Annotated in this window: 21 protein-coding genes; 8 read left to right on the top strand and 13 right to left on the bottom strand. The window is 34.7% G+C overall.

Annotated features, from left to right (window positions below; translation table 11 throughout):
- The first annotated feature begins 258 nt into the window (after window positions 1-258).
- Window positions 259-1,158, top strand: a complete 900-nt coding sequence (locus AA088_RS00865; RefSeq protein WP_046743039.1) for a metallophosphoesterase family protein — start codon at window positions 259-261, stop codon at window positions 1,156-1,158.
- A 75-nt stretch (window positions 1,159-1,233) separates the two neighbouring features.
- On the opposite strand, the gene AA088_RS00860 is transcribed toward AA088_RS00865, so the two are convergent.
- From AA088_RS00860 to trmB, 7 genes are all read right to left on the bottom strand, one after another.
- Window positions 1,234-1,566 (bottom strand): 2Fe-2S iron-sulfur cluster-binding protein, encoded by a 333-nt coding sequence (locus AA088_RS00860; RefSeq protein WP_046743038.1) that lies wholly within the window; start codon window positions 1,564-1,566, stop codon window positions 1,234-1,236.
- Window positions 1,567-1,672: 106 nt separating this feature from the next.
- The gene (locus AA088_RS00855) at window positions 1,673-2,728 is read right to left on the bottom strand and encodes an NAD(P)/FAD-dependent oxidoreductase (RefSeq protein WP_046743037.1); all 1,056 of its coding nucleotides are present in this window, start codon (window positions 2,726-2,728) and stop codon (window positions 1,673-1,675) included.
- Window positions 2,729-2,798: 70 nt separating this feature from the next.
- On the bottom strand, window positions 2,799-3,038 hold the full coding sequence (locus AA088_RS00850; protein WP_046743036.1) for a NifU family protein: 240 nt from the start codon (window positions 3,036-3,038) through the stop codon (window positions 2,799-2,801).
- A gap of 22 nt (window positions 3,039-3,060) precedes the next feature.
- Window positions 3,061-4,188 carry an Mrp/NBP35 family ATP-binding protein gene (locus AA088_RS00845; RefSeq protein ID WP_046743190.1) on the bottom strand — a complete coding sequence of 376 codons (1,128 nt, stop codon included), beginning with the start codon at window positions 4,186-4,188 and terminating at the stop codon, window positions 3,061-3,063.
- 195 nt (window positions 4,189-4,383) lie between these two features.
- Window positions 4,384-4,719: an MGMT family protein gene (locus AA088_RS00840; RefSeq protein ID WP_046743035.1), complete on the bottom strand. Its 336-nt coding sequence runs from the start codon at window positions 4,717-4,719 to the stop codon at window positions 4,384-4,386.
- Window positions 4,716-5,360, bottom strand: coding sequence for a LysE family translocator (locus AA088_RS00835; RefSeq protein WP_046743034.1), 645 nt, complete (start codon window positions 5,358-5,360; stop codon window positions 4,716-4,718). The genes AA088_RS00840 and AA088_RS00835 overlap by 4 nt, the downstream gene beginning before the upstream one ends.
- Window positions 5,360-6,034, bottom strand: a complete 675-nt coding sequence (gene trmB, locus AA088_RS00830; protein WP_046743033.1) for a tRNA (guanosine(46)-N7)-methyltransferase TrmB — start codon at window positions 6,032-6,034, stop codon at window positions 5,360-5,362. Before trmB ends, AA088_RS00835 begins: the two co-directional genes overlap by 1 nt.
- A gap of 71 nt (window positions 6,035-6,105) precedes the next feature.
- Here trmB and AA088_RS00825 point away from each other — a divergent pair, with 71 nt between their 5' ends.
- Window positions 6,106-7,176 (top strand): glycosyltransferase, encoded by a 1,071-nt coding sequence (locus AA088_RS00825; protein WP_046743032.1) that lies wholly within the window; start codon window positions 6,106-6,108, stop codon window positions 7,174-7,176.
- On the opposite strand, the gene AA088_RS00820 is transcribed toward AA088_RS00825, so the two are convergent.
- Together AA088_RS00820 and AA088_RS00815 are read right to left on the bottom strand one after the other, a co-directional pair.
- Window positions 7,141-8,184 (bottom strand): sensor histidine kinase, encoded by a 1,044-nt coding sequence (locus AA088_RS00820; protein WP_046743031.1) that lies wholly within the window; start codon window positions 8,182-8,184, stop codon window positions 7,141-7,143. The genes AA088_RS00825 and AA088_RS00820 overlap by 36 nt on opposite strands.
- Window positions 8,185-8,187: 3 nt before the next feature.
- Window positions 8,188-8,871 carry a response regulator transcription factor gene (locus tag AA088_RS00815; RefSeq protein WP_046743030.1) on the bottom strand — a complete coding sequence of 228 codons (684 nt, stop codon included), beginning with the start codon at window positions 8,869-8,871 and terminating at the stop codon, window positions 8,188-8,190.
- Between the two features lie 222 nt (window positions 8,872-9,093).
- On the opposite strand from AA088_RS00815, the gene AA088_RS00810 reads away from it, so the two are divergent.
- The 5 genes from AA088_RS00810 to AA088_RS00790 all read left to right on the top strand — a co-directional run bounded on the left by AA088_RS00810 (window position 9,094) and on the right by AA088_RS00790 (window position 17,845).
- Window positions 9,094-11,937, top strand: a complete 2,844-nt coding sequence (locus AA088_RS00810) for a TonB-dependent receptor (protein WP_046743029.1) — start codon at window positions 9,094-9,096, stop codon at window positions 11,935-11,937.
- A 39-nt stretch (window positions 11,938-11,976) separates the two neighbouring features.
- The gene (locus tag AA088_RS00805) at window positions 11,977-13,182 is read left to right on the top strand and encodes a multidrug transporter (protein ID WP_046743028.1); all 1,206 of its coding nucleotides are present in this window, start codon (window positions 11,977-11,979) and stop codon (window positions 13,180-13,182) included.
- Between the two features lie 183 nt (window positions 13,183-13,365).
- Complete coding sequence (locus tag AA088_RS17500; RefSeq protein ID WP_052752736.1) at window positions 13,366-15,192, top strand: T9SS type A sorting domain-containing protein; 1,827 nt, start codon at window positions 13,366-13,368, stop codon at window positions 15,190-15,192.
- A 144-nt stretch (window positions 15,193-15,336) separates the two neighbouring features.
- Entirely contained in the window at window positions 15,337-16,314 is a 978-nt protein-coding gene (locus tag AA088_RS00795; protein WP_046743027.1) for a LuxE/PaaK family acyltransferase, read from the top strand.
- 232 nt (window positions 16,315-16,546) lie between these two features.
- A complete protein-coding gene (locus AA088_RS00790) occupies window positions 16,547-17,845 on the top strand; it encodes an MFS transporter (protein WP_046743026.1) in 1,299 nt (432 codons plus the stop codon).
- Between the two features lie 136 nt (window positions 17,846-17,981).
- On the opposite strand, the gene tyrS is transcribed toward AA088_RS00790, so the two are convergent.
- Window positions 17,982-19,280 (bottom strand): tyrosine--tRNA ligase, encoded by a 1,299-nt coding sequence (gene tyrS / locus AA088_RS00785; protein ID WP_046743025.1) that lies wholly within the window; start codon window positions 19,278-19,280, stop codon window positions 17,982-17,984.
- A gap of 67 nt (window positions 19,281-19,347) precedes the next feature.
- Here tyrS and AA088_RS00780 point away from each other — a divergent pair, with 67 nt between their 5' ends.
- Entirely contained in the window at window positions 19,348-20,361 is a 1,014-nt protein-coding gene (locus tag AA088_RS00780) for an NAD-dependent epimerase/dehydratase family protein (protein ID WP_046743188.1), read from the top strand.
- 58 nt (window positions 20,362-20,419) lie between these two features.
- On the opposite strand, the gene AA088_RS00775 is transcribed toward AA088_RS00780, so the two are convergent.
- The 3 genes from AA088_RS00775 to AA088_RS00765 are packed head-to-tail and all read right to left on the bottom strand — an operon-like array spanning window position 20,420 to window position 22,943.
- Entirely contained in the window at window positions 20,420-20,878 is a 459-nt protein-coding gene (locus AA088_RS00775) for a DUF4296 domain-containing protein (protein ID WP_052752735.1), read from the bottom strand.
- Window positions 20,879-22,213: a dihydroorotase gene (locus tag AA088_RS00770; protein ID WP_046743024.1), complete on the bottom strand. Its 1,335-nt coding sequence runs from the start codon at window positions 22,211-22,213 to the stop codon at window positions 20,879-20,881. It lies immediately after the preceding gene.
- Window positions 22,206-22,943: a polyprenol monophosphomannose synthase gene (locus AA088_RS00765; RefSeq protein ID WP_046743023.1), complete on the bottom strand. Its 738-nt coding sequence runs from the start codon at window positions 22,941-22,943 to the stop codon at window positions 22,206-22,208. Before AA088_RS00765 ends, AA088_RS00770 begins: the two co-directional genes overlap by 8 nt.
- Between the last annotated feature and the right edge of the window lie 43 nt (window positions 22,944-22,986).

The raw sequence follows: 22,986 nt of genomic DNA, 5'->3' as shown, positions 1-22,986 counted from the left end.
TGACTTACAAAGATACAAAATCCTATAATTTGAAAGGGTATGTACCTTTTTTTGTGTGTTAGTAACTATTAATTTGTCTGTAATTGTACAGATTGCTTACAAGAACGGACGTTTGTGTCAACTTTCTGTTACACAATTTGTTAAGTTGTTTATATAGTTTGCGTATTTGTAAAAAGTAATCGTGTTTAATTTCTACAAAGTTAATGCTGTGGTCACTTATTATTTTTTTACGATATTTAGCTAGAAAATCGCTTATGTATGTCTTCCAAAAAACGTCTCACTCGAGTGTATAAACAAGCACAAAGAGTTCCTTTTAATCAATCCTCAAAAATTATTTTATTTAGTGATTGTCATCGAGGTGATAATAGTTTTGCAGATGATTTTGCGAACAATAGAAATATCTATTTTCACGCCTTAAAGCAATATCATAAGCACGGATTTACGTATTGTGAATTAGGTGATGGCGATGAGTTATGGGAAAATATAAGTTTTCAATCTATTTTCTCTGCTCATAAGAATATTTATATGCTATTAAAAGACTTTCATGAGTCAAACCGACTACATCTTATTTGGGGAAATCATGATATGGTATATCGCAATGAAGCTTATGTGCAAAAGCATTTGTCTACATACTTTGATCCAAAAACAGGAACAGATAAACCTTTGTTTACAGATTTGAAATATCATGAAGGAATTGTGCTTAAAAATACGGAAACTGAGCAGGAAATCTTCTTAACGCATGGACATCAGGCAGATTGGTGGAACTATTTATTTTGGAAATGGAGTCGTTTTATGGTACGTGCTCTCTGGAAACCTTTACAAATAGTTGGAATTGCGGATCCTACAAGTCCGGCAAAAAATTATAAAAATTTAATCAAGGTAGAGCGCAGAATTAAAAAATGGATTATAGATAACGACAATTTAATTACTGTGGTAGGGCATACTCATCGTCCAAGATTTCCAAATCCAGATGAGATTTCTTTTTTCAATGATGGAAGTTGTGTGCATCCACGAAGTATTACAGGAATCGAGATTGAAAATAATGCAATTTCACTCATCAAGTGGTATACGTCTACTACCGATGATGGAATTTTGAAAATTGAGCGTGAGGTATTAGAAGGACCAAGAGATTTGAGTGATTACAAAAGTACTTTTTAGAAAAACCTTCAAAAATATATGATGACACTAACACACAAATACAAGGTGAAAATGTAAACAAATGTGCTAAAGGAATTAACTCTCTGGTGCTAGTTCTACTTCCAAACCGTCTAACTCAGGTGTCATTTGTATTTGGCAACCCAAACGGCTATTATCCTTTACATGAAAGGCTTCTGCAAGCATCATGTCTTCATCCATACTCATTTCTGGCAATTCATGATCTGAATTTACATAACATTGACAAGAAGCACACATTGCCATGCCACCACAAATTCCAATGGTTCCTTCTTCGGCAAGTTCGTACGAACGAACTATTTCCATTAGGTTCATTGCCATATCAGTGGGAGCTTGTACTTCGTGAGTAACGCCTTCTCTATCGGTTATTTTTATAGTAATGTCTTGTGACATGTTTTAATCAATAATTTTAGATTGTTGTAATTGATATTTTGGTTAAGCACATTGATGATTCTTTCTAGTGCAAAGGATAATATGTGATGAAATCTCAGCCAAATTATTAATTAATAGCTTTTACTACTGCTTTGGGAGCTTCTTTTCGCGTTCCGTCAAAGCCATCAATTCCGCTGACAGTTGTATATTTCATGACATATTTTTTATCAGGAAAGATTCGTTGGTATGCACTTTGACACATTAGTGTTGCTTCATGGAAACCACAAAGGATTAATTTTAATTTACCAGGATACGTATTCACATCACCAATTGCATAAATTCCTGGAATATTTGTTTGATAATCTAAGGTATTGTCAACTTTGATAGCATTTTTTTCAATTTCCAATCCCCAATCGGCAATAGGACCTAATTTTGGAGCCAACCCAAACAAAGGGATGAAATGATCAGTATCAACTGTAAATGGTTCTTCTCCTTTTTTAGTTACTTCTACAGCGGTAACATGACCTTCTCCTTGAATTCCTGTAATTTCTGCAGGAGTGATGAGGTTAATTTTACCTAAGTTTTTGAGTTCTTGTACTTTTTCAACAGAATCTAGCGCACCGCGAAATTCGTTACGTCTGTGTACCAAAGTAACTTCAGAAGCAACATCAGTTAAAAAGATACTCCAGTCTAACGCTGAATCGCCACCACCTGCAATCACAACTTTTTTATTTCGATACATTTCTGGATCACGGATAATATACTCAACTCCTTTATCTTCGTAGTTTGCCAAATTTTGAATAGGAGGTTTTCTCGGTTCGAAACTTCCCAATCCGCCAGCAATGGCAACAATAGGAGCGTGATGTTTGGTTCCTTTATTCGTAGTAACTATGAATGTTCCGTCTTCGAGTTTTTCAATAGTTTCAGCACGTTCTCCAAGTGTAAAAGTTGGCTCAAAAGGTTCAATTTGCTTCATCAAATTATCTACAAGGTCACCTGCCAGTACTTCGGGATATCCAGGAATATCATAAATAGGTTTTTTAGGATATATTTCGGCACATTGTCCGCCAGGTTGGGGAAGTGCATCTATAAGGTGACATTTTAGTTTGAGTAATCCAGCTTCAAATACGGCAAAAAGACCTGTAGGACCAGCGCCAATAATGAGTATATCGGTTTTAATCATTTTTTCTGTTCTAATAAAATCTGATACAAAAATACGATGTATAAGTTCTGACTTTTATGATATATATCAGTTAGTCTACACTAATGACTTTTTCAATTTGAGGAACGTGTTTTTTGATAGTCATTTCAACACCTGATTTCAGTGTCATTTGATTCACGCTACAACCTACACAGGCTCCTTCAAGTTGTACTTTTACAAGCGTATCGTTTTCTATATCTACAAGTCTGATATCGCCACCATCACTTTGTAAGAAAGGGCGAATTTCTTCTAGTGCCTTTTCAACATTAATTTTTATTTCTTCACTTGTCATCTCTAATCTGAATTTACGTGATTTATTTTTTAACTGCTGAACAACCAGCCATTGTTGTAATTTTTATGACTTCAGTAGCCGGCAAGCTTTCATTTCTATTTACTACTTCTTGAACTACGTTTTGTGTCAGTTTTTCAAAAGCAGCTTCTATGATTGTCGCTGTTTGCATAGCGGCTGGTCGGCCTACATCACCTGCTTCACGAATACTTTGTACTAATGGAATTTCCCCTAAGAAAGGAACTTCAATATCTTCAGCTAAATTTTGAGCACCTTGTTTTCCAAAAATGTAATACTTATTGTTTGGTAGTTCTTCTGGAGTAAAGTACGCCATATTTTCAACAATTCCCAATACAGGAACATTGATACTTTCTTGTTGGAACATTGCAACTCCTTTTTTAGCATCAGCTAGTGCAACATTTTGTGGAGTACTTACTACTACAGCACCAGTAATTGGTAAGGATTGCATAATACTTAAGTGAATATCGCCTGTTCCAGGAGGCAAATCAAGTAATAGAAAATCAAGCTCTCCCCAATCAGCATCAAATATCATTTGATTTAGCGCTTTACTTGCCATTGGTCCTCGCCAAACTACAGCTTGGTTCGGTTTTGTAAAGAATCCAATAGATAAAATTTTAATTCCGTAACTTTCTACAGGTTTCATTTTAGAAACACCATCTACGCGAACTGCCAATGGTTTTTCTCCTTCTACATCAAACATAATTGGCATAGATGGACCATATATGTCGGCATCTAAAATACCAACATTGAACCCCATTTTTGCTAGTGTTACAGCTAGATTAGCAGTTACGGTAGATTTTCCAACACCACCTTTACCAGAAGCCACAGCAATAATATTTTTGATATTTGGCAACGACTTTCCTTTAATTTCAGGTTTCTCTGGACGTTCAACTTTTATATTTACTTTTACTTTGGCGTCTGCGTATACTTTTTCGCGAAGAACCGTAGTAATTTCATTTTCAACTTTCTTTTTGGCTTGAAGGGAAGGATTTGTAATGACAATATCTACTACAATTTCATCTGCAAATGTCATAACATTTCGAACAGCACCACTAGCAATCATATTTGCACCTTCACCAGGAGCTGTGATTGTACTTAATGCTGCTTGTATTTCTTTTTTATCTATTTTCACGATACTACTTTTTGTGTTGTATTTCAATCAACGAATTACATCGTTTTGTTACTTCAATGTAAATTGATTCTAAATTGCAAAGATACAGCGAAATGTTTAGAAAGCGAAGTGGTTACATTGAAATGATTTATGATGCGATTTTATCTGATTATTGAAAAGATAAGAGAGTGTATTATTAGGAAAAAAATAGTAGCGTTATTTTAACTCTTTAGAAGGGTCCCAGAAATAGTTTTCAAGGTTTTGAATTTGATTGTCTATAACTTCAATACCTTCACTTTCTAAAAGTTGTTGCATTAAATTGGTTCCTTGAAAATGGTGTTTTCCAGTAAGTAATCCTTTTCTGTTTACGACTCTATGCGCCGCAATATCATCGTATTTTCCAGAGTTGTTCATTGCCCAACCAACCATGCGCGCACTTCGGGCAGCACCTAAATATTTTGCAATGGCACCATAACTAGTTACGCGTCCATAAGGAATCAACCTAGCTACTTCGTATACACGTTCAAAAAAGTTTTGGTTTTCTGGTTTCATTCAATGATTTCTTGATTGTAAAATATGCGAATTAGTGTGATGATGACTAATACAACCATTAAAACACTTAATATATAATCTGAATATTTAGAGAAATGACTTGATTTTGCTCGTGATTTGTCAAAATAGAAAACATACATATAGAGCATAGCAAATGTACCTAACCCAGCTGCTAATATAAAAATGATAATATCTTCAGGAGTAAATTCCATCAAGTCGGAGACATTCCATAAAGCATTAAGCCCTGCAAAGTAGGGAATTGGTAAAACATTGAGTGTCGCCAACAAAATTCCTTTTAAAAAACTTTTCTTCTTGGTTACTTTAACCATGCGAATTCTTTTTTCTTTTTTCTTTTGTGCGATGATAAAGAAATAAATTGCCAAAACACCAAAAATAATCAAGGCTATTTTGAGCAATGCATCTATAATTTCTTGATTGTGATACAAGTATTTAGAAATCATCACAGCCACAAATGCTTGAATCAACACAATTAGTGAAGCACCAATAGCAAAAATAATTCCGTTCATTTTCCCCTTTTGTGTACTTATTTTTGCAGCAGTGATGTTAATTAATCCAGGAGGAACTACTCCAAGAAGTGCCGCAGAAAAAGTGATAAAAAAGAGAATAATGAGATCGGTCATTACTTGATTTTGAAGTGAATATACGTAATCGCTTTGTTTATTTCCAAATATTGAGCTTCATAAAAAGTCTGAATATCAGTAACTTCTTTGGGACTTCCCTCGTTTTTGTATACATCGTGATTGGCGTATAATACTTCATGACCAGCACCATGTAATAATCCTAGTGTGTAGCCATGCATGAATTCGCTATCAGTTTTCAAATGCACGGTACCTTTAGGGTTCAGTATTTTTTTGTATCTAGCTAAAAAAGCTTCGTTGGTCAATCGGTGTTTGGTGCGTTTATATTTGATTTGCGGATCGGGAAAAGTAATCCAAATTTCTGAAACTTCATTTTCATCAAATAAACCTTCTATCAATTCAATTTGAGTTCTGATAAAAGCTACATTATTCAGGTTTTCTTCGATGGCTGTTTTGGCTCCGCGCCAAAAACGAGCCCCTTTTATATCTATACCAATAAAGTTTTTATTTGGAAATTGAGCCGCCAAAGCCACGCTGTATTCTCCTTTTCCACAGCCAAGTTCTAAGACGATTGGCGAATCATTTTTAAAGAAATCTTGATTCCATTTTCCTTTGTACGGAAATTTTCCTGTAACTATTTCTTCACGAGTTGGTTGAATGACATTGGTAAATGTATCGTTTTCTCTAAAACGCTTTAGTTTATTCTTGCTTCCCACAATAGTTTCTTAATATTTTGACAAAACTAAGGAAATCTTGCAGACCTTTGAATATTCTTATCTTTGAATTTATGAAGAATTCTAAAACCGTACTCGTTGCGCCTCTGAATTGGGGATTGGGTCATGCTACGCGATGTATCCCAATTATTCATGCGTTGCTTCAAGAGAATTTTGTTCCTGTGATTGCTTCTGATGGAATAGCTTTGCAATTATTGAAGAAAGAGTTTCCAAACTTGGAAACTTTGACACTTCCTGATTATCAGATAGAATATGCTAAAAAAGGAAAAAATTTTAAACTCAAAATGTTGAAAGATTCTCCAAAGATGCTGAAAGCAATCTCAAAAGAGAGAAAAATCATTAAAAAATTAGTCAAGGAACGTGATTTTTGCGGAATTATTTCTGATAATCGCTTAGGAGTGTATAGTAAAAAAGTCCCTTCGGTATTTATTACACATCAATTGAATGTGTTGAGTGGAACAACAACATGGTTTAGTAGTAAAATTCATCAAGTGATTATTAAGAAATTTGATGAATGTTGGGTGCCTGATGTTGAAGGAAAGCCTAATTTGTCAGGAAAGTTGGGACATTTAAAAAAGCATACATTGTCTCTTAAGTATATTGGGCCGTTAAGCCGTTTGAAGTTTCAGGAATTGCCAAAAGTGTATGACCTTATGGTTATTTTATCAGGGCCAGAACCGCAGCGTACCATGTTGGAAGAGAAATTATTTGAAGAGGTAAAACATTTTGATGGAAAAGTGCTGTTTGTTAGAGGAAAAATTGAAGCCAAGCAAGAATATGTTCAATTTTTGAATTGTGATGTGTATAATTTTATGCAAAGCGAGCAGCTTGAAAAAGCATTCAATGAAAGTGAACTGATTCTAAGTCGTTCAGGATATACAACGGTGATGGATTTAGCCAAATTAAATAAGAAAGCTTTTTTTATACCAACTCCAGGGCAGTTTGAGCAAGAGTACTTAGCAAAGCGTTTGCAAAAACAACAATTGGTGCCTACTACTACACAAGACAACTTTTTTATTGAGCAATTGGAACGCGTGAATGATTTTAAAGGGTTGAGTTGCTTTCATCATGAAGAGAATTACAAGGCATTATTCCACCTTTTCAAGCGTAAACGAAAACTCTGATCCTACATTAAATTCACTTTCTACATAAATTTTTTCGTTGTGTGCTTCAATGATGTGTTTTACAATAGAAAGTCCTAATCCAGAACCACCTTCTCGGCGTGAACCACTTTTATCAACACGATAAAAACGTTCAAATAAACGAGGAATATTTTCAGCTTCTATTCCTTCGCCATTATCAGTAACACGTACAATAACTTTGTTGCGAATTAAGTTTTCAATACTAATTTCAGTGGTTCCATTAGTGCGGCCGTATTTTATAGAGTTAACAATTAAATTGGTTAAAACTTGTTGTATACGCTCTTTATCTGCTTTGACCATAATAGGTTTTGAGTACTGCATATCAAAAGAAAGAGAAATACTTTTTTTGGCAGCTTTCATTTCCAATAGGTCAAATACATTTTGAACCAATTCAATAATATTGAAAACTTCTGTGTCAAGATGCAAATCACCAGCCTCAAGCTTAGTAATCATATCAAGATCTTTTACAATATATATCAAACGTTCTACGCCTTTTGCAGCACGACTTAGGTATTTTTTTCGGATGGTTTTATCTTTCATAGCACCATCAAGAAGAGTTAAAATATATCCTTGAACAGTAAATAATGGTGTTTTAAGCTCGTGTGATACATTTCCGATGAATTCTTTTCGATAGTTTTCTCGAATGCGCAAAGTTTCTATTTCCAATTTCTTATTAGTGGCAAACTTTTCAATTTCTTTTGTTAGTGTTGCCATATCAGTTGTAATTGGATAGCTGTGAAGATCCCTTGCATCTAGCAAGGTTACATCATCGTATATTTTTTTGACTCTTCGATAAATAAAACGTTCCACTCTAAATTGTAAAATAAAAAAGCAAAACGTATAGCAGATGCAAGTAAAAAGAATAAGAATGAAGATATTGTCAATCTCAAAAAAGTAAAGCATTACGGCCAAAACAATTGTCATGAATAATGTAATGTAAGCGGAGCCGCGCAACGCAAAGCGATACGATTTTTTGAGTTGTTGAGTCATAATTTATTGTACGTATTTATAACCTACGCCTTTAACAGTTTTAAAATGGTTTTCGCCTATTTTTTCTCGTAATTTACGGATATGAACATCAATAGTACGACCACCTACTATGACCTCATTTCCCCATACTTTATCTAGAATTTCTTCTCTTTTAAATACTTTTCCAGGGCGAGAAGCTAGTAATGAAAGTAGTTCAAATTCTTTTCGAGGTAAAATGATTTCATCACCATCTTTTTCTATTTTGTACTCTTCTCGATTAATGATGATACTTCCTACAGTTACTATTTGCGGATTTTCTTCATCACTTTTTAATCGGCGTAGTAGTGCTTTTACCTTGCTAACGAGTACTTTAGGTTTTATTGGCTTTGTGATGTAATCGTCTGCGCCAGCATCAAAACCAGCTACTTGCGAATAATCTTCGCCACGAGCCGTTAAAAAGGTAATGATAGTATTTGCTAAGTTGCTATCTTTTCGAATGTTCTCGCAAGCTTCAATACCATCCATTTCAGGCATCATAACATCCATGATGATTAAATGAGGTTTTACTTTTCTAGCTTTTGCCACCGCTTCAATACCATTACTTGCTGTCGTTAATTGGTAACCTTCTGAGGATAAATTATAACCGACAATTTCTAAAATATCCGGTTCATCATCTACCAATAATATTTTAATATCTTTTTTCTTCATTTTTGTGTTGTTGTGTTTAAGTAGTTGATTATGTTTCTGTTAGGTTGTGGTTAAAGTTCGGTTTAACTCCGCAAAAGTAAATATAAAATTAAATATTGAAAGAGGTTAACACTCTTTTAATATCATAACATTAAGCTAACATACATATTACAAAGGTTTAACTTGCAAATAACATCATCTTTACACGCTACGTCTTTCTTTGCGCTGTGAAATAAAAACTAGATGAGACAAAAAATATCCCTAACGATTCTCCTATTCTTTACCTTTATAATAGGATATGCACAAACCAACGGAACTATTGTTGGAAAAGTGCAAGATAAAGAAGAAAACAATGCGCCATTACCTTTTGCAAATATTACTATCAAAGGTACAACAAAAGGAACTACTTCCGATTTTGATGGATTGTATCAAATTCCAGAAGTGGCGCCAGGAACATACACACTAGTATTTAGTTTTGTTGGATATACGACACAAGAAGTTCCTAATGTAGTTGTAAATTCAGGGCAAATTACTAATGTTGATGTTATTTTATCTGCAAATGCAGCTGCTTTAGATCAGGTAACTATTGTAGCAACTACCAGAAAAGTATCGGAGGCAGCAACATTATTAGAACAAAAGAAAGCAGTTGATATCAAGCAAATTATTGGAGCAGAGGAACTTTCAAGAAAAGGTGTTAGTGATGCTGCAAGTGCTGTAACAAAAATATCAGGTGTTTCTAAACAAGAAGGTTCTAGTAATGTTTATGTACGTGGGTTAGGAGATCGTTATTTAAATACTACTTTTAACGGATTGCCTTTACCATCAAACGACATCAATAAGAAAAACGTTGAATTAAGCTTGTTTGCTACCGATGTTATTGAAAATGTTTCTATCAGTAAAGCATACTCTTCCAAGCAGTACGGAGATTTTGCTGCGGGGAATGTTAACATCAACTCAAAAGATTATAAAGGGAAAGGATATTTAGAAGCTTTCGCTGGATCAAGTGTCAACACGAATGCTGTTGGTGAAAATTTTGTAGTGAGTGAAGGTTCTGGGTATTTTGGAGATTATGCACGTCACAATCAAAATCCTTTTGCGGTAGTATTATCTCACGGGATTGACCCTGAGTCAGTTGATGCCCCAATTAATGTAAACTTTGGAATTGCTGGAGGAAAATCTTTTGACTTTGAGAATGGTTCACGTTTGAGTGTTTTTGGTACAGTTTCTTTTGAAAATGGATATGAGTATAGATCGGGAGAAGCAACCGATTTTACTACAGTAGAAAAGAAAACATTTAAAGCTGCAGAAGAGTACGAATATAGTACAACGACTACGGCAATGGCAACTGTAAATTATAAAGTTGATGATAAAAATAAATTGAAATTCAACTCTTTGTTTATCAATAGTTCTACAAACGAAGTTGGATACTTTGGTATTGATGGAACTGGTAGAGATAGAGATGCGATTTTAAATACAGACGAAGGATTTTATCAAATGAATGCGCAGTTTGATCAAAATCAGGTGTTTGTAAATCAGTTGATTGGTAATCATAAATCTGGAAAGTTCGAATTAGATTGGGCAGCTGGATATAACTTTGTGGTAGCTAAACAACCAGATCGTAGACGTATCACTATTGAAAATTATCAATTTGCTTTAGATAATGATCCTAGTACCAATCCAACATTTTATAGTAATGTTGATTATGATAATCAGCGTTATTTTCAAGATATCGATGATACAGAATTTAATGGACGAGTGAACTTGAACTATGAGGTAAATGAAAACGTTAAATTGAATTTTGGATACAACGCTAGAAGTAAGGAACGTAACTTTGAAAACATTCGTTATGGATACGACATTATTGATTCAGATTTTCAAATTACAGATGTAAATAACCTGAATGCAGTGTTTAGTCCAGCAAACATTAGTTTGACTTCAGGTGATGGAATTTATGAAATTAAGGTAATCAATGCGATTCCAGGATTAAGTAATACTAATAGACCGGGACTTCCAGAAAACACATACAAAGGTAATTTAGATATTTTTGCTGGATATGTAGATGCTGAGATCAAAACGGGTAAATGGTTATTTGTGCCAGGGGTTCGAGTAGAATCTTTTGATCAAAGTATTGACTACGATGTAATCAACCTAGGAAACAACGGGAACGCAACAGCAAGTGCGTACGAAAACTTAATTTTACCAAGTTTGAACATCAAATACGAACTGAACGAAGAACAAAACTTACGTTTTTCTGCAAGTAGAACAGTTTCATTGCCAGAATTTAAAGAAACAGCACCATTTGTATACATTGATGTCACAAATAGAATAGGAGGTAACCCTGACTTATTAGGTTCTACAAACCCTGATTTTATCAATGTAAGTGACGTATCATATTCAGATGTATTGAACTTTGACTTAAAATATGAATGGTTTTTTGGAAAAGGAGAAATATTTTCTGTAGCTGCTTTTGCAAAACAAATCAAAGACCCAGTAAACAGAGTAGTAGCTTTTGATGCTACTGGAACGCAACGTTACTTCAGAACAGGAGAGCAAGCTGATGTATATGGTATCGAACTTGAATTCAGAAAAAATATTCTTGAAAATGAGAACGAAGAAACATTATTGTCTGCTGGTTTGAATACTACATTAATGCATACAGAGCAAGATTTATTTGATGTAATTCAAGGTACATACAGTGTTAACTTTAGAAACGATTCAGAACAACTACAAGGTGCATCACCATTTATTATTAATGCTGATGTAAGCTACTCACCAACATTTGGAAGCTACAAGCCAACAGGAAACTTAGTGTTCTCATACTTTGCAGATAGAATTGATGCATTAGGTTCTGGTCAATTAGGAAACATCATCGAAAAATCTGTTCCTACGCTAGATTTTATCATGAAAAATGAAATCTCAGAAAACTTTGAAATTAATTTCAGTGTACGCAACATCTTAAATCCTAAAATCAAGTATATCCGTGAAACCACTGGTGGAGATGTTTTGGTAACATCTACTAACGGAAAAGGAGTTTCAGGATATGAAAGAGGAAGAAATATAGGATTACAATTAAAATACAAATTTTAACAAACACAATTTAAAGATTACAATTAAAACACAAAAACAATGAAGAATCGCTTAATATTTGGATTCGCACTATTAGGAGCATTAGTAATGACTTCTTGTGCATCAGACGATACTGCTGATATCAATATTACTGATAACAGTGTAGTAAACAACACGACAACTAACCCTGGAGGAGGGAACAATGGAGGGCAAACAATCTTTTTATCTGGAACTTATACTACAGATTTAGATTTAGATGCTAACAATACTTACAAAGTAAACGGGTCTTTAATCATGGCTTCAGGAACAACTTTACGTATTCCTGCTGGAATGACAATCGAAGCTTTAGCTGGTGGTGCTGACGTATATGTTGCTATTTCACAAGGTGCAAGAATCGAAGCAATTGGAACAGTTGATAACCCAATTGTTTTTACATCTGATGCATCTGCTCCAGAAGCTGGAGATTGGGGAGGATTAATCTTATTAGGAAAAGCTCCAATCAACTCTGTATCTGGAAATGCTACTTCTACATCTGAGATTGCTAGTTTACCTTATGGAGGAACTCAAGCTAATGATAACTCTGGAATTTTACGTTATGTACGTGTACAATATTCAGGTGGTTCTGCTGACGGACAATCTGAAAACAACGGAATCTCTTTTTATGGAGTAGGAAACGGAACTACTGTTGAATACGTACAAGTATTTGAAGGAAAAGATGATGGAATTGAATTTTTCGGTGGAACAGTAAACGTAAGCTATGCCTCTGTTATCAATGCTCAAGACGATTCTATTGACTGGACAGAAGGATACACAGGAACAATTACTGATGCTTACGTAAAGCACGGAGCTGATCACGATAAAGGAATTGAAGCAGATGGATTCAATACTGATATCGGAAACAATTCAAATCCTATTTATTTCTCTAGCCCTACAGTAAACAATCTTACTATCATTGGGTTAGGTTCTGCAACAAGTAGCGAGGCTATTCGTTTAAGAGCAGGAACAAGAGCAATGTTCAACAATGTTTCTTTACAAGGATATGCTGAAGGATTTGATTTAGATGGAAACGATACAGATAGCCCAACTGGTGCTGGCGTAACAAGTGGAGAAACACAAGTAACAGATATTTTATTTACAGACATCACTTTAAAAGTGAAGAACGATACAGGAGTTTCTTTTACAGATGCAGATCTTATTTCAGGTGACGGAAACGGAACAGGAACTGATTATGCAACTTGGGGAGCTGGTTGGACAGTAGGAAACTAATTTCTACAGTAAATAATACACATAAAAAACACCTTCCATTGGAAGGTGTTTTTTATGTGCTATGCAATAACACTTTTGTTATCAAATGGTTAAAATAGTATATTATTGTGTGAGTCGTCTTTTTCAATTCGGCTTCTTTTGTATATTTGTGATATAATTTTATAAATAGTTAAAACAAATCGTATGATTAAAAATTACTTATTATTAGTAGCATTATTAATATCTTCTATCTCTTTCGGGCAGATTTTAGCGGAAGATTTTGATTATGGAATGACAGACGGAGATCTTACAGCAGTAAGTGGAGGAGCATGGGCGCAACACTCAGGAACTACATTGCCAGTTGCTTATATTGCAACTCCAAGTTTGACAATGGCAGGATACCCTTCTTCAGGAGTTGGAGGACATGTAACATTCAATGGAAGTGGTGCTGAGGATGTGAACAGAAGTTTTGCTACAGTATCTTCAGGAACTGTATACGGAAGTGCTTTAGTAAACATTAGTGCTGTTGGTACTGGAAACTATTTTCTTCACTTTAATTCTGGCGGATTTAGAGCAAGAGTTGGAGCAAGAGATGATGGTGGCGGAGGAGTTCAATTTGGTATTGGAGCAAATACTTCTACATTAGTTTATGGAGCAGCTTCATATAGCTTAAATACGACATACTTACTTGTTTTTTCTTTTAATATTGATACAGGAGATTCAAATTTATATGTGTTATCAGCAGTAACGCCAACTGAGCCAGCAATGCCAGAAGCTACAAGTAATGGTGGAGCTGGGCAAGCAATTTCTGCAATTGCTTTTCGTCAGTCAAGTAACATACCTACAGTACTAGTAGATGGTGTACGTGTGGCAACTAGCTGGAATGAAATTATGAATAACTCATCAACTCCTTCTGTAAGTATTGTAACGCCTGCAGATGGTACTACCTTCGATCCAGGGACCAATAGTGTTGATGTTACATTTACAACTCAAAACATTGATTTAATGGTAGCAGGAAACCAAGTAAATATTACGGTTGATGCAAATCCTACAGATGCTGATGTTTCTAGTCCATACACAATCCCAACTACCGACGGTACTACATATAATGTTACTGTTGAGTTATTGGAAAACAATATGGTTGTTGATACACAAATGGTTTCTTTCTCTATTGCAAGTATTACACAAGTTTCTGATATCACAGCATTACGTGCAGGAACTATTGGAGGTTTTTATGAATTAACTGGAGAAGCAATTATCTCTTACATCGTAACTGAAAACACTAGAAATCAAAAATACATCCAAGATAGTGGTGCAGGAATTCTTATCGATGATACAGCAGGAACTTTAAGTGCTCCTTTAAACATTGGTGACGGTATTGTTGGATTACAAGGACAATTATCTCAATTCAGTGGAGTATTACAATTTGTACCAACGGCTAACGTGCCTGGTGCATCAACTACTGGAAATACATTAACTCCAATTGATGTAACTGCTGCTGAATTAGCAACCAATGGAGAAGTATATGAAAGCCGTTTAATCCGTTTACTTAACGTTACTTTTGATGGTATGGATGCTGGAGGAATGTTTGCAGACAACACAAACTACAATGTAACTGAAAATGGAGGAACGGATATGACAGTATGTAGAGTTTCTTTTGGGGATGAAGATCTTATTGGAACAACAATCCCTGCTGATCCAGCAAATATTACTGGTTTAGGTTCTGAGTTTAATGGAACATACCAAGTTTTTCCTAGATATGCTAGCGATATCGATACTACTTTAAGTACAGACGAGTTTGGAACTACTTCTTTTAGTATTTATCCAAACCCTGCTACAGGAAATACAATTACTATTACATCTGCTTCAAACAATACAAAAGATGTTGAAGTATACAGCATCATAGGTAAAAAAGTAATCAATACAACAATTACAAATACATTAGATGTTACTGGATTACAATCGGGAGTATACGTGGTAAAAATTACAGAAAATGGTAAATCAGCTACTAAGAAATTAGTGATTAAGTAATTCTATTACAAACAATATTTCATACAGAAAGCATCTTGATATTCAAGATGCTTTTCTTTTTAATACAACCTACAAAAGAAGAGAAATAAAGAACTTAATATTCCTGTTATTTTTGAGTATTTTTGCGGTCAAGCTCATACGCTCATGGAATCAAATACTATTTTCAACATCTCGAATGATGCTACTTTTGAAAAGCATGCTTTTCATATATTTCGCCATCAATTTGAAAATAACCGTACCTACCGTTCATTTTGTGATTTGTTGTATGTACATCCTAGCGATGTAAAGAAAATCGAAGAAATTCCCTTCCTGCCAATCCAATTTTTCAAGTCTCACAAAATTGTTTCCAATCAAAAAAACATCCAAGAAGTATTTACAAGTTCTGGAACTACCGGAAATAATACGAGCAAGCATTTGGTAACTGATATTTCTCTATATGAAAAAAGTTTCCAAAAAGGATTTGAATATTTTTACGGAGCTATTGAACAGTATGTTGTTTTAGCGCTTTTACCCAACTATTTAGAGCGAAAAGGATCTTCTTTAGTCTACATGGTGAATGATTTAATAAAACGAAGCAAAAGTGTTGAGAGTGGTTTCTATTTGGACAATATAGAAGAACTTACTAAAAAATTAATTCGGTTAGATAACGAAGGGAAAAAAGTATTATTGATAGGAGTTTCGTTTGCATTATTGGATTTAGTGGAAACCACTCAGTTTCAATTGAAAAATACGATCATCATGGAAACAGGTGGTATGAAAGGTCGTCGTAAAGAAATAATTAGAGCAGAACTACACCAGCAACTTCGTAAAGGTTTTGGAGTAAATGAAGTTCATTCTGAATACGGAATGACCGAATTATTATCGCAAGGGTATTCCAATGGAAAAGGAATATTCAAATCGCCTCCGTGGATGAAAATCCTAACACGTGATACAGAAGATGCACTCACAATTCAACCATATGGAAAGTCGGGAGGAATAAATATAATTGACTTGGCAAATATCAATTCATGTGCATTCATTGCAACTCAAGATTTAGGTAAAGTGTATGAGGACAATACTTTTGAGGTTATTGGGCGTTTTGATCATTCAGATATACGTGGTTGTAATTTAATGATTTTTTAACGCTTTCATTATGAAAGTTTTAAATATTTTTTCGAACTTAAGTATATAAGATTCACATCTTAAATAGTTTAGTTATTTAATAGTTAAAAAGCGCAACATTGTATTCCTACTTTACGCAGTGTTGCGTTATTTTTTATCGGTTTAGAAAAATTGAAAGCTAACCAGTATTAAAACCGTATCTTTAAACAAAGTTAATTTTACTCTCTAACCCTAAAAAAGCGACTCAAACTTTATGCTAAAAAAGGTATATCGCTATGTAAATAATGAAAAAGGAGAACGAGTTTGTACCGATATTACAGACGAAGCATGCGAACATGTTCCTAAAAATTACTTTCTAATTCTTGTAAGTAGTGTCTTAATTAAGCTTGGGGATACTATGAGTAACCCTAAAACAATACTAACTTGGCTTATGAGCTATGTGAGTGCACCTGTTTATTTGATAAGTTTAGTGGTTCCCATAAGAGAATCTGGATCAATGGTGCCACAAGTGGTATTGTCAAATTACGTAAGCAAAAAGGCCATTCGAAAATGGATTTGGGTTTTCGGAGCTGTATTGCAATTTGTAGCCATCGCTTCAATTGGGCTTATTGCTCTGTACTTTGAAGGAGTTGCTGCAGGTTGGCTTATTATTGTAGCTGTGATTATATTTAGTATCTCAAGAAGTTTATCATCACTTTCGTCAAAAGATGTCACAGGAAAAACCATTCCCAAAACACGTCGCGGTCGTTTAAAAGGGTATACGGTTTCTGTTTCAGGCGTGTTAGTGTTGGCAGTTGGGTTATACATTTTATATACTTCGAAAGATGCTGCTGATATAACATTTTATAGTTCTTTGATTTTTTTTGCTGCTGTGATGTGGTTGATTGCTGCATTGGTCTACGCGAGAATTAAAGAATTTCCTGGAAAAACTACGGAAGAAAATCCCAAAAATGAAAGCATACTATCAAAACTCAGTCTGCTAAAAACAGATACACAATTCAGAAACTTTGTCATTGCACGTTCTTTACTACTATGTTCGGCATTAACTGCGCCCTATTATATATTATTGGCACAAAAATATGTAGGAAAAGAAAGTTATCTACTTGGATTATTTATCATTTCTAAAGGTATTGCCTCTATTATCAGTTCGCCAATTTGGGGAAAATGGTCAGACCGGTCAAGTAAAGACGTGATGGCTGTCGCTGTATTAATTGCTTCTGCGTTAGGAATTATCATCTATGGAATTGTTTCACTTGAAAACACTCTTAGAAATGCTAATTGGTTGTATCCTATTGCCTTTTTTGTTTTAGGAATGGCACACGAAGGTGTTCGTTTAGGTCGAAAAACCTATATCGTTGATATGGCAACAGGAAACAATCGAACCAATTATGTCTCGGTGAGTAATACAGTGATTGGATTAATTCTACTCGTTACGGGTGGATTAAGCGCATTAGTCTCTTTAATCTCTATTGAAGGAGTTATTTTAGTGCTATCACTTTTCGGTTTGCTAGGTGCGTACCAAAGCTACCGATTGCCGAATGTAGAAGCGTAGTTTTTTAATTTGATGATTTGAAAATGTATTCTATAATATGTGCGAGAAGCGGAGCGACGAAGCAATCCCGTTCTTTGTTTAAAATGCAAGCTTTACGAAGTCTTAAGACTTCGTAAAACCTAAAATTTCACAGAACTTACTTCACAATCAGTAAGAATTGATTCTTTTTACCGTGTTGAATAGTTATAAATTTATTATCAATCAAGTCGTCTGTAGTTATTGTATAATCTTCTTTTACCTTAGTTTTATTTACTGAAATTGAATTTTGCTTCAACGCTCTTCGCGCTTCTCCGTTGGAAGCCAAAAAGTTTGTTTTGGCAGCCAATGCTGCAATCATATCTAAACCTTCTTCAATATCAGCACGGTCAATTTCTGCTTGTGGAACACCTTCAAAAACGTCTAGTAAAGTTTGTGTATCCAAACGTTTTAAATCTTCTGAAGTCGTTTTACCAAAAAGAATTTTTGACGCTTTAATGGCATTTTCTAAAGCTTCTTCTCCATGCACTAATAATGTTACTTCTTCAGCAAGTCGTTTTTGTAATATGTTTCTTCCTTCATCTTCTTTATGCTCTGAGATTAATTCATCAATGTGGTTTTTGTCTAAAAACGTAAAGATTTTAATATATTTTTCCGCATCTTCATCACTTGTATTGATCCAAAATTGGTAGAACTTATATACCGAAGTTTTATCTGCGTCCAGCCAGATATTTCCGCCAGCGGTTTTTCCAAACTTGGAACCATCTGCTTTGGTGATTAATGGACAGGTCATGGCGTACGCTTTTGCACCTTCATCATTCATACGACGTACCAATTCGGTTCCTGTCGTGATATTTCCCCACTGATCAGAGCCGCCCATTTGTAACAAACAATTGTGTTCTTTGTGCAAATGGTAAAAATCGTATCCTTGAATCAGTTGGTACGTAAACTCAGTAAAAGACATTCCGTTTCCAGTATCGCTCAAGCGTTTTTTTACAGAATCTTTTGCCATCATATAATTTACTGTAATGCGTTTTCCTACATCTCGCGCAAAATTGATAAAAGAAAAATCTTTCATCCAATCATAGTTATTTACCAAAATTGGCGCATTTTCTTCTGTTCCTCCAAAATCTAAAAAGCGTGACAACACACGTTTGATTCCAGCTACATTTTTTTGTAAAATATCTTCAGTCAATAAATTGCGTTCGTCAGACTTTCCTGAAGGATCTCCAATCATTCCAGTAGCACCACCGACCAGAGCAATAGGTTTGTGGCCAGCTTTGTGTAAATGCATTAGCAAAATAATAGGAACTAAGCTTCCAATATGCAAGGAATCAGAGGTTGGGTCAAATCCAATATACGCAGTTGTCATCTCTTTATTCAATTGCTCTTCTGTTCCAGGCATGATGTCATGAATCATTCCTCTCCAACGTAATTCTTCTACTAAATTGCTATTCATTTGTACTGTATTTTTTAAAGCTTCGCAAAGATATAAAAGTGAAAAGAAAAAAAGTTATTTTAGTAGCATGATATTAGTAACAGGCGGAACAGGTTTGGTTGGTGCGCATCTTTTGGCGTATTTAGCAAAGACCGAATCACAGATTAAGGCAATTTACAGAACCAAAGACAAGCTCAAAACGGTTGAAAAAGTGTTTGGGTATTATTTTGATGAGGTGTCTACGTTTTTTGAGAAGATTGATTGGCACGAAGCTGATGTAATTGATATTCCTTCATTAGAAGCTGTCTTTCCTGAAGTGACGCAAGTATATCATGTAGCTGCAATGATTTCTTTTGACCCGAAAGACTTTGATGCACTCCGCAAAACGAATATTGAAGGCACTGCGAATATTGTTAATTTATGTATTGCTCGTGGTGTTCAAAAACTTTGTTTTGTAAGTTCAATAGCAGCAATTGGTGAAAATGAAGACGTGACGATTCCAATTACAGAAGAAACTCATTGGAATCCAGAAGCAGATAATAATGTGTATGCCATCTCTAAATATGGTTCAGAAATGGAAGTATGGCGCGGTTCGCAAGAAGGATTGGATGTTGTGATTGTGAATCCTGGAATTATTTTGGGTGCAGGATTTTGGCGTGGTGGCGGAAGCGGCTCGTTGTTTCGAAAAATTGATAAGGGACTTGACTATTATACACAAGGAATTTTAGCATATGTAGATGTGCAGGACGTCGTTTCTGCAATGATTCAATTGATGGAAAGCGATATTACAAATGAACGTTTTGTACTTGTGGGAGAGAATTGGACGCTAGAAAAGTTTAGTAAAATCACTGCAAAAACATTAGGAGTAAAACCACCACAAAAAGAGGCTGGTGCTTTTCTTTTGGGAATGGCGTGGCGATTGGATTGGTGGCGACAACTATTTACAGGAAAACGCCGCCGATTGACACGACTGACAGCAAAATCTATTCAATCAAAAACAGTATATGACAGTAGTAAACTTCAACAAGCATTACACTTTTCATTTACGCCTTTGGAAGAAACAATTGAACGTGTGAGTAAGCGCTATAGAAAAGAACATTGAAAAAGTGTTTATTCGAGATTGTAAAATTCTATAAAAAGGGTTTTAACATATAAACAAACTACTGTTTTTTCGCTTGTTTAAATTTAGGCTTCTTTTCTGTTATGGAATCATTGTTTCTCTCTTTACGAGCTATTTTTTTAGCATCTTGAATAGAATCTCTTCGTTTTTGTTCTAACTCAATTTCTTTACCAATAGCTTTACGTTCTTTGGTAAGTTTTGCTTGAACAATTCCATAAATTTCATCATATATCAAAGGGTTAGCGGCATAATAATTATTGCTAACTAAAAATTGCAAACTATCTATTTGATGTTTTTGATATACGTATGCATCTAAGTGCATGTAACTTTCTTCTAGTTTTTTGTTGTCTACACCTTTAGCAGCATTTATTAATGTAATGTCGTAGAGAATCTCAGCCATTTTTTCTTTAGAAAGTAAATTGTCTGGTTTTGGAACAGCTTCTTCCTTACAAGAAATAATAGTGATACATAGAATGAATAAACTAATTACCTTTTTCATTTATCTGTTAAATTCTAATTGTTTTACTTGACGTTTCTCTGAAATTTTTCCATTGCTGTAGGCTAAGTTTCCATTAACAAATGTATGGGTAATAACAGAATCAAACGTTGTACCTTCAAATGGTGACCAACCACATTTATACAAAACATTGTCTTTGGTAACTTGATATGATTTTTCTAAATCGACCAATACCAAATCCGCATAATACCCTTCTTTAACAAAACCGCGATCTTTTACTTGAAATAAACGAGCGGGATTGTGACACATTTTTTGAGCAATTTTCTCTAAAGAAATTTTTCCTTGTTTATGTGCTTGAATCATTGCATTGAGCGCATGTTGAACTAATGGTCCGCCTGAAGGTGCCGAAGTGTATACATTACTTTTTTCCTCTAAGGTGTGAGGAGCATGATCGGTAGCAATAACATCAATTCGATCATCTAATAAAGCTTTCCAAAGTTCGGCTCTATCATTAGCTGTTTTTACTGCAGGATTCCACTTGATATGTGTACCTTTTTCTTTATAATCAGCATCGGTAAACCATAAATGATGAATACAAACTTCAGACGTAATTTTCTTTTCTTCTAGCGGAATCGAATTGTCAAATAAATGCGTTTCTTTTCCAGTCGATAAATGAAATACATGCAAACGTGCACCAGTTTTTTTTGCCAAAGCAATAGCACGTGAAGATGATAAGTAGCAAGCTTCTTCACTTCGAATAATTGGATGGAGCTCGATAGGAATATCATCGCCGTATTGCTCTTTGTATTTTGCTAGGTTTTCTCGGATAGTTGCCTCATCTTCACAGTGTACAGAAATTACCATATCGGTATTAGAAAATATTTTTTCTAAAACAGCTTCGTTATCGACCAACATGTTTCCTGTAGAGGAACCCAAAAATAATTTCAATCCAGCTACTTGTGTTGGATCAACTTTTAAAATTTCGTCCAAATTATCGTTTGTTCCACCAAACATGAATGAATAATTTGCAAACGATGTTTCTTTGGCAATATTTAATTTTTCTTGCAGCTTTTCTAAAGTTGTTGTTTGCGGATTTGTATTTGGCATTTCCACAAAAGAAGTAATTCCACCAGCAATAGCTGCTTTTGACTCCGTAGCAATAGTAGCTTTATGCGTTAAGCCAGGTTCTCTAAAATGCACTTGATCGTCAATGATACCAGGGAATACATGTTTCCCAGTAGCATCAATCACTTCATCAACAATGTCAGTAAGATTAGTGTCAATTTTTACAATACGTTCTCCTTCAATGAGAATATCTGCTGTTCGAATTTCACTTTCACTAACGATTTGTGCGTTTTTAAGGAGTGTTTTATGCATGGTGTTTGGTTTTAGTAAACATACTTCTAATTTTCATTTTAATAATCCCAAATACAGCTTCAGAAAATATAGAGCTGTTCATTTTAGATTTGCCTTTGGTTCTATCAGTAAAAATTACCGAAACTTCTTTACTATTAAATCCTAGTTTCCAAGCTTTGAATTTTAATTCAATCTGAAAAGCATACCCTACAAATCGAATATTGTCCAGATCAATAGTTTCTAATACTTTTCGGCGATAGCAAATAAAACCTGCGGTTGTATCATGTATAGGAATTCCAGTAATAAAACGAACATATTTTGATGCAAAATAAGACATAAGTACACGATTCATAGGCCAATTGACTACATTGACACCTTTTACATACCGTGAACCTATAGCAACATCGGCACCTTCATCTTTACAGGTTTTTAATAGTCGAACTAAATCTGCAGGATTGTGTGAAAAATCAGCATCCATTTCAAAAATAAATTCATATTGGCGTGCCAATGCCCAACGAAATCCATGAATATAAGCAGTTCCTAAGCCAGTTTTGGCATTTCGTACCTCTAAAAAAAGTTGATCTGTGTATTTTTGCTGAAGCTCAGTAACTTTATTTGCGGTTCCATCAGGAGAATTATCATCAACTATCAACACATGAAAAGCCTCTTTTTGAGCAAAAACGGCTTCAATAATAGCTTCTATGTTTTCAATTTCGTTATACGTTGGTATGATAACAATTGCTTCTGACATCTTCGTGTATTGGGCAAACAAAAGTAAACAAATTATGCCTTTT

Origin of the sequence: Kordia zhangzhouensis, assembly GCF_001005305.1 — a bacterium.
GTDB classification, from domain to species: Bacteria; Bacteroidota; Bacteroidia; order Flavobacteriales; family Flavobacteriaceae; genus Kordia; species Kordia zhangzhouensis.
Note: the sequence above shows the minus strand (reverse complement) of the source record. Positions and strands in the feature narration are given on the sequence as shown.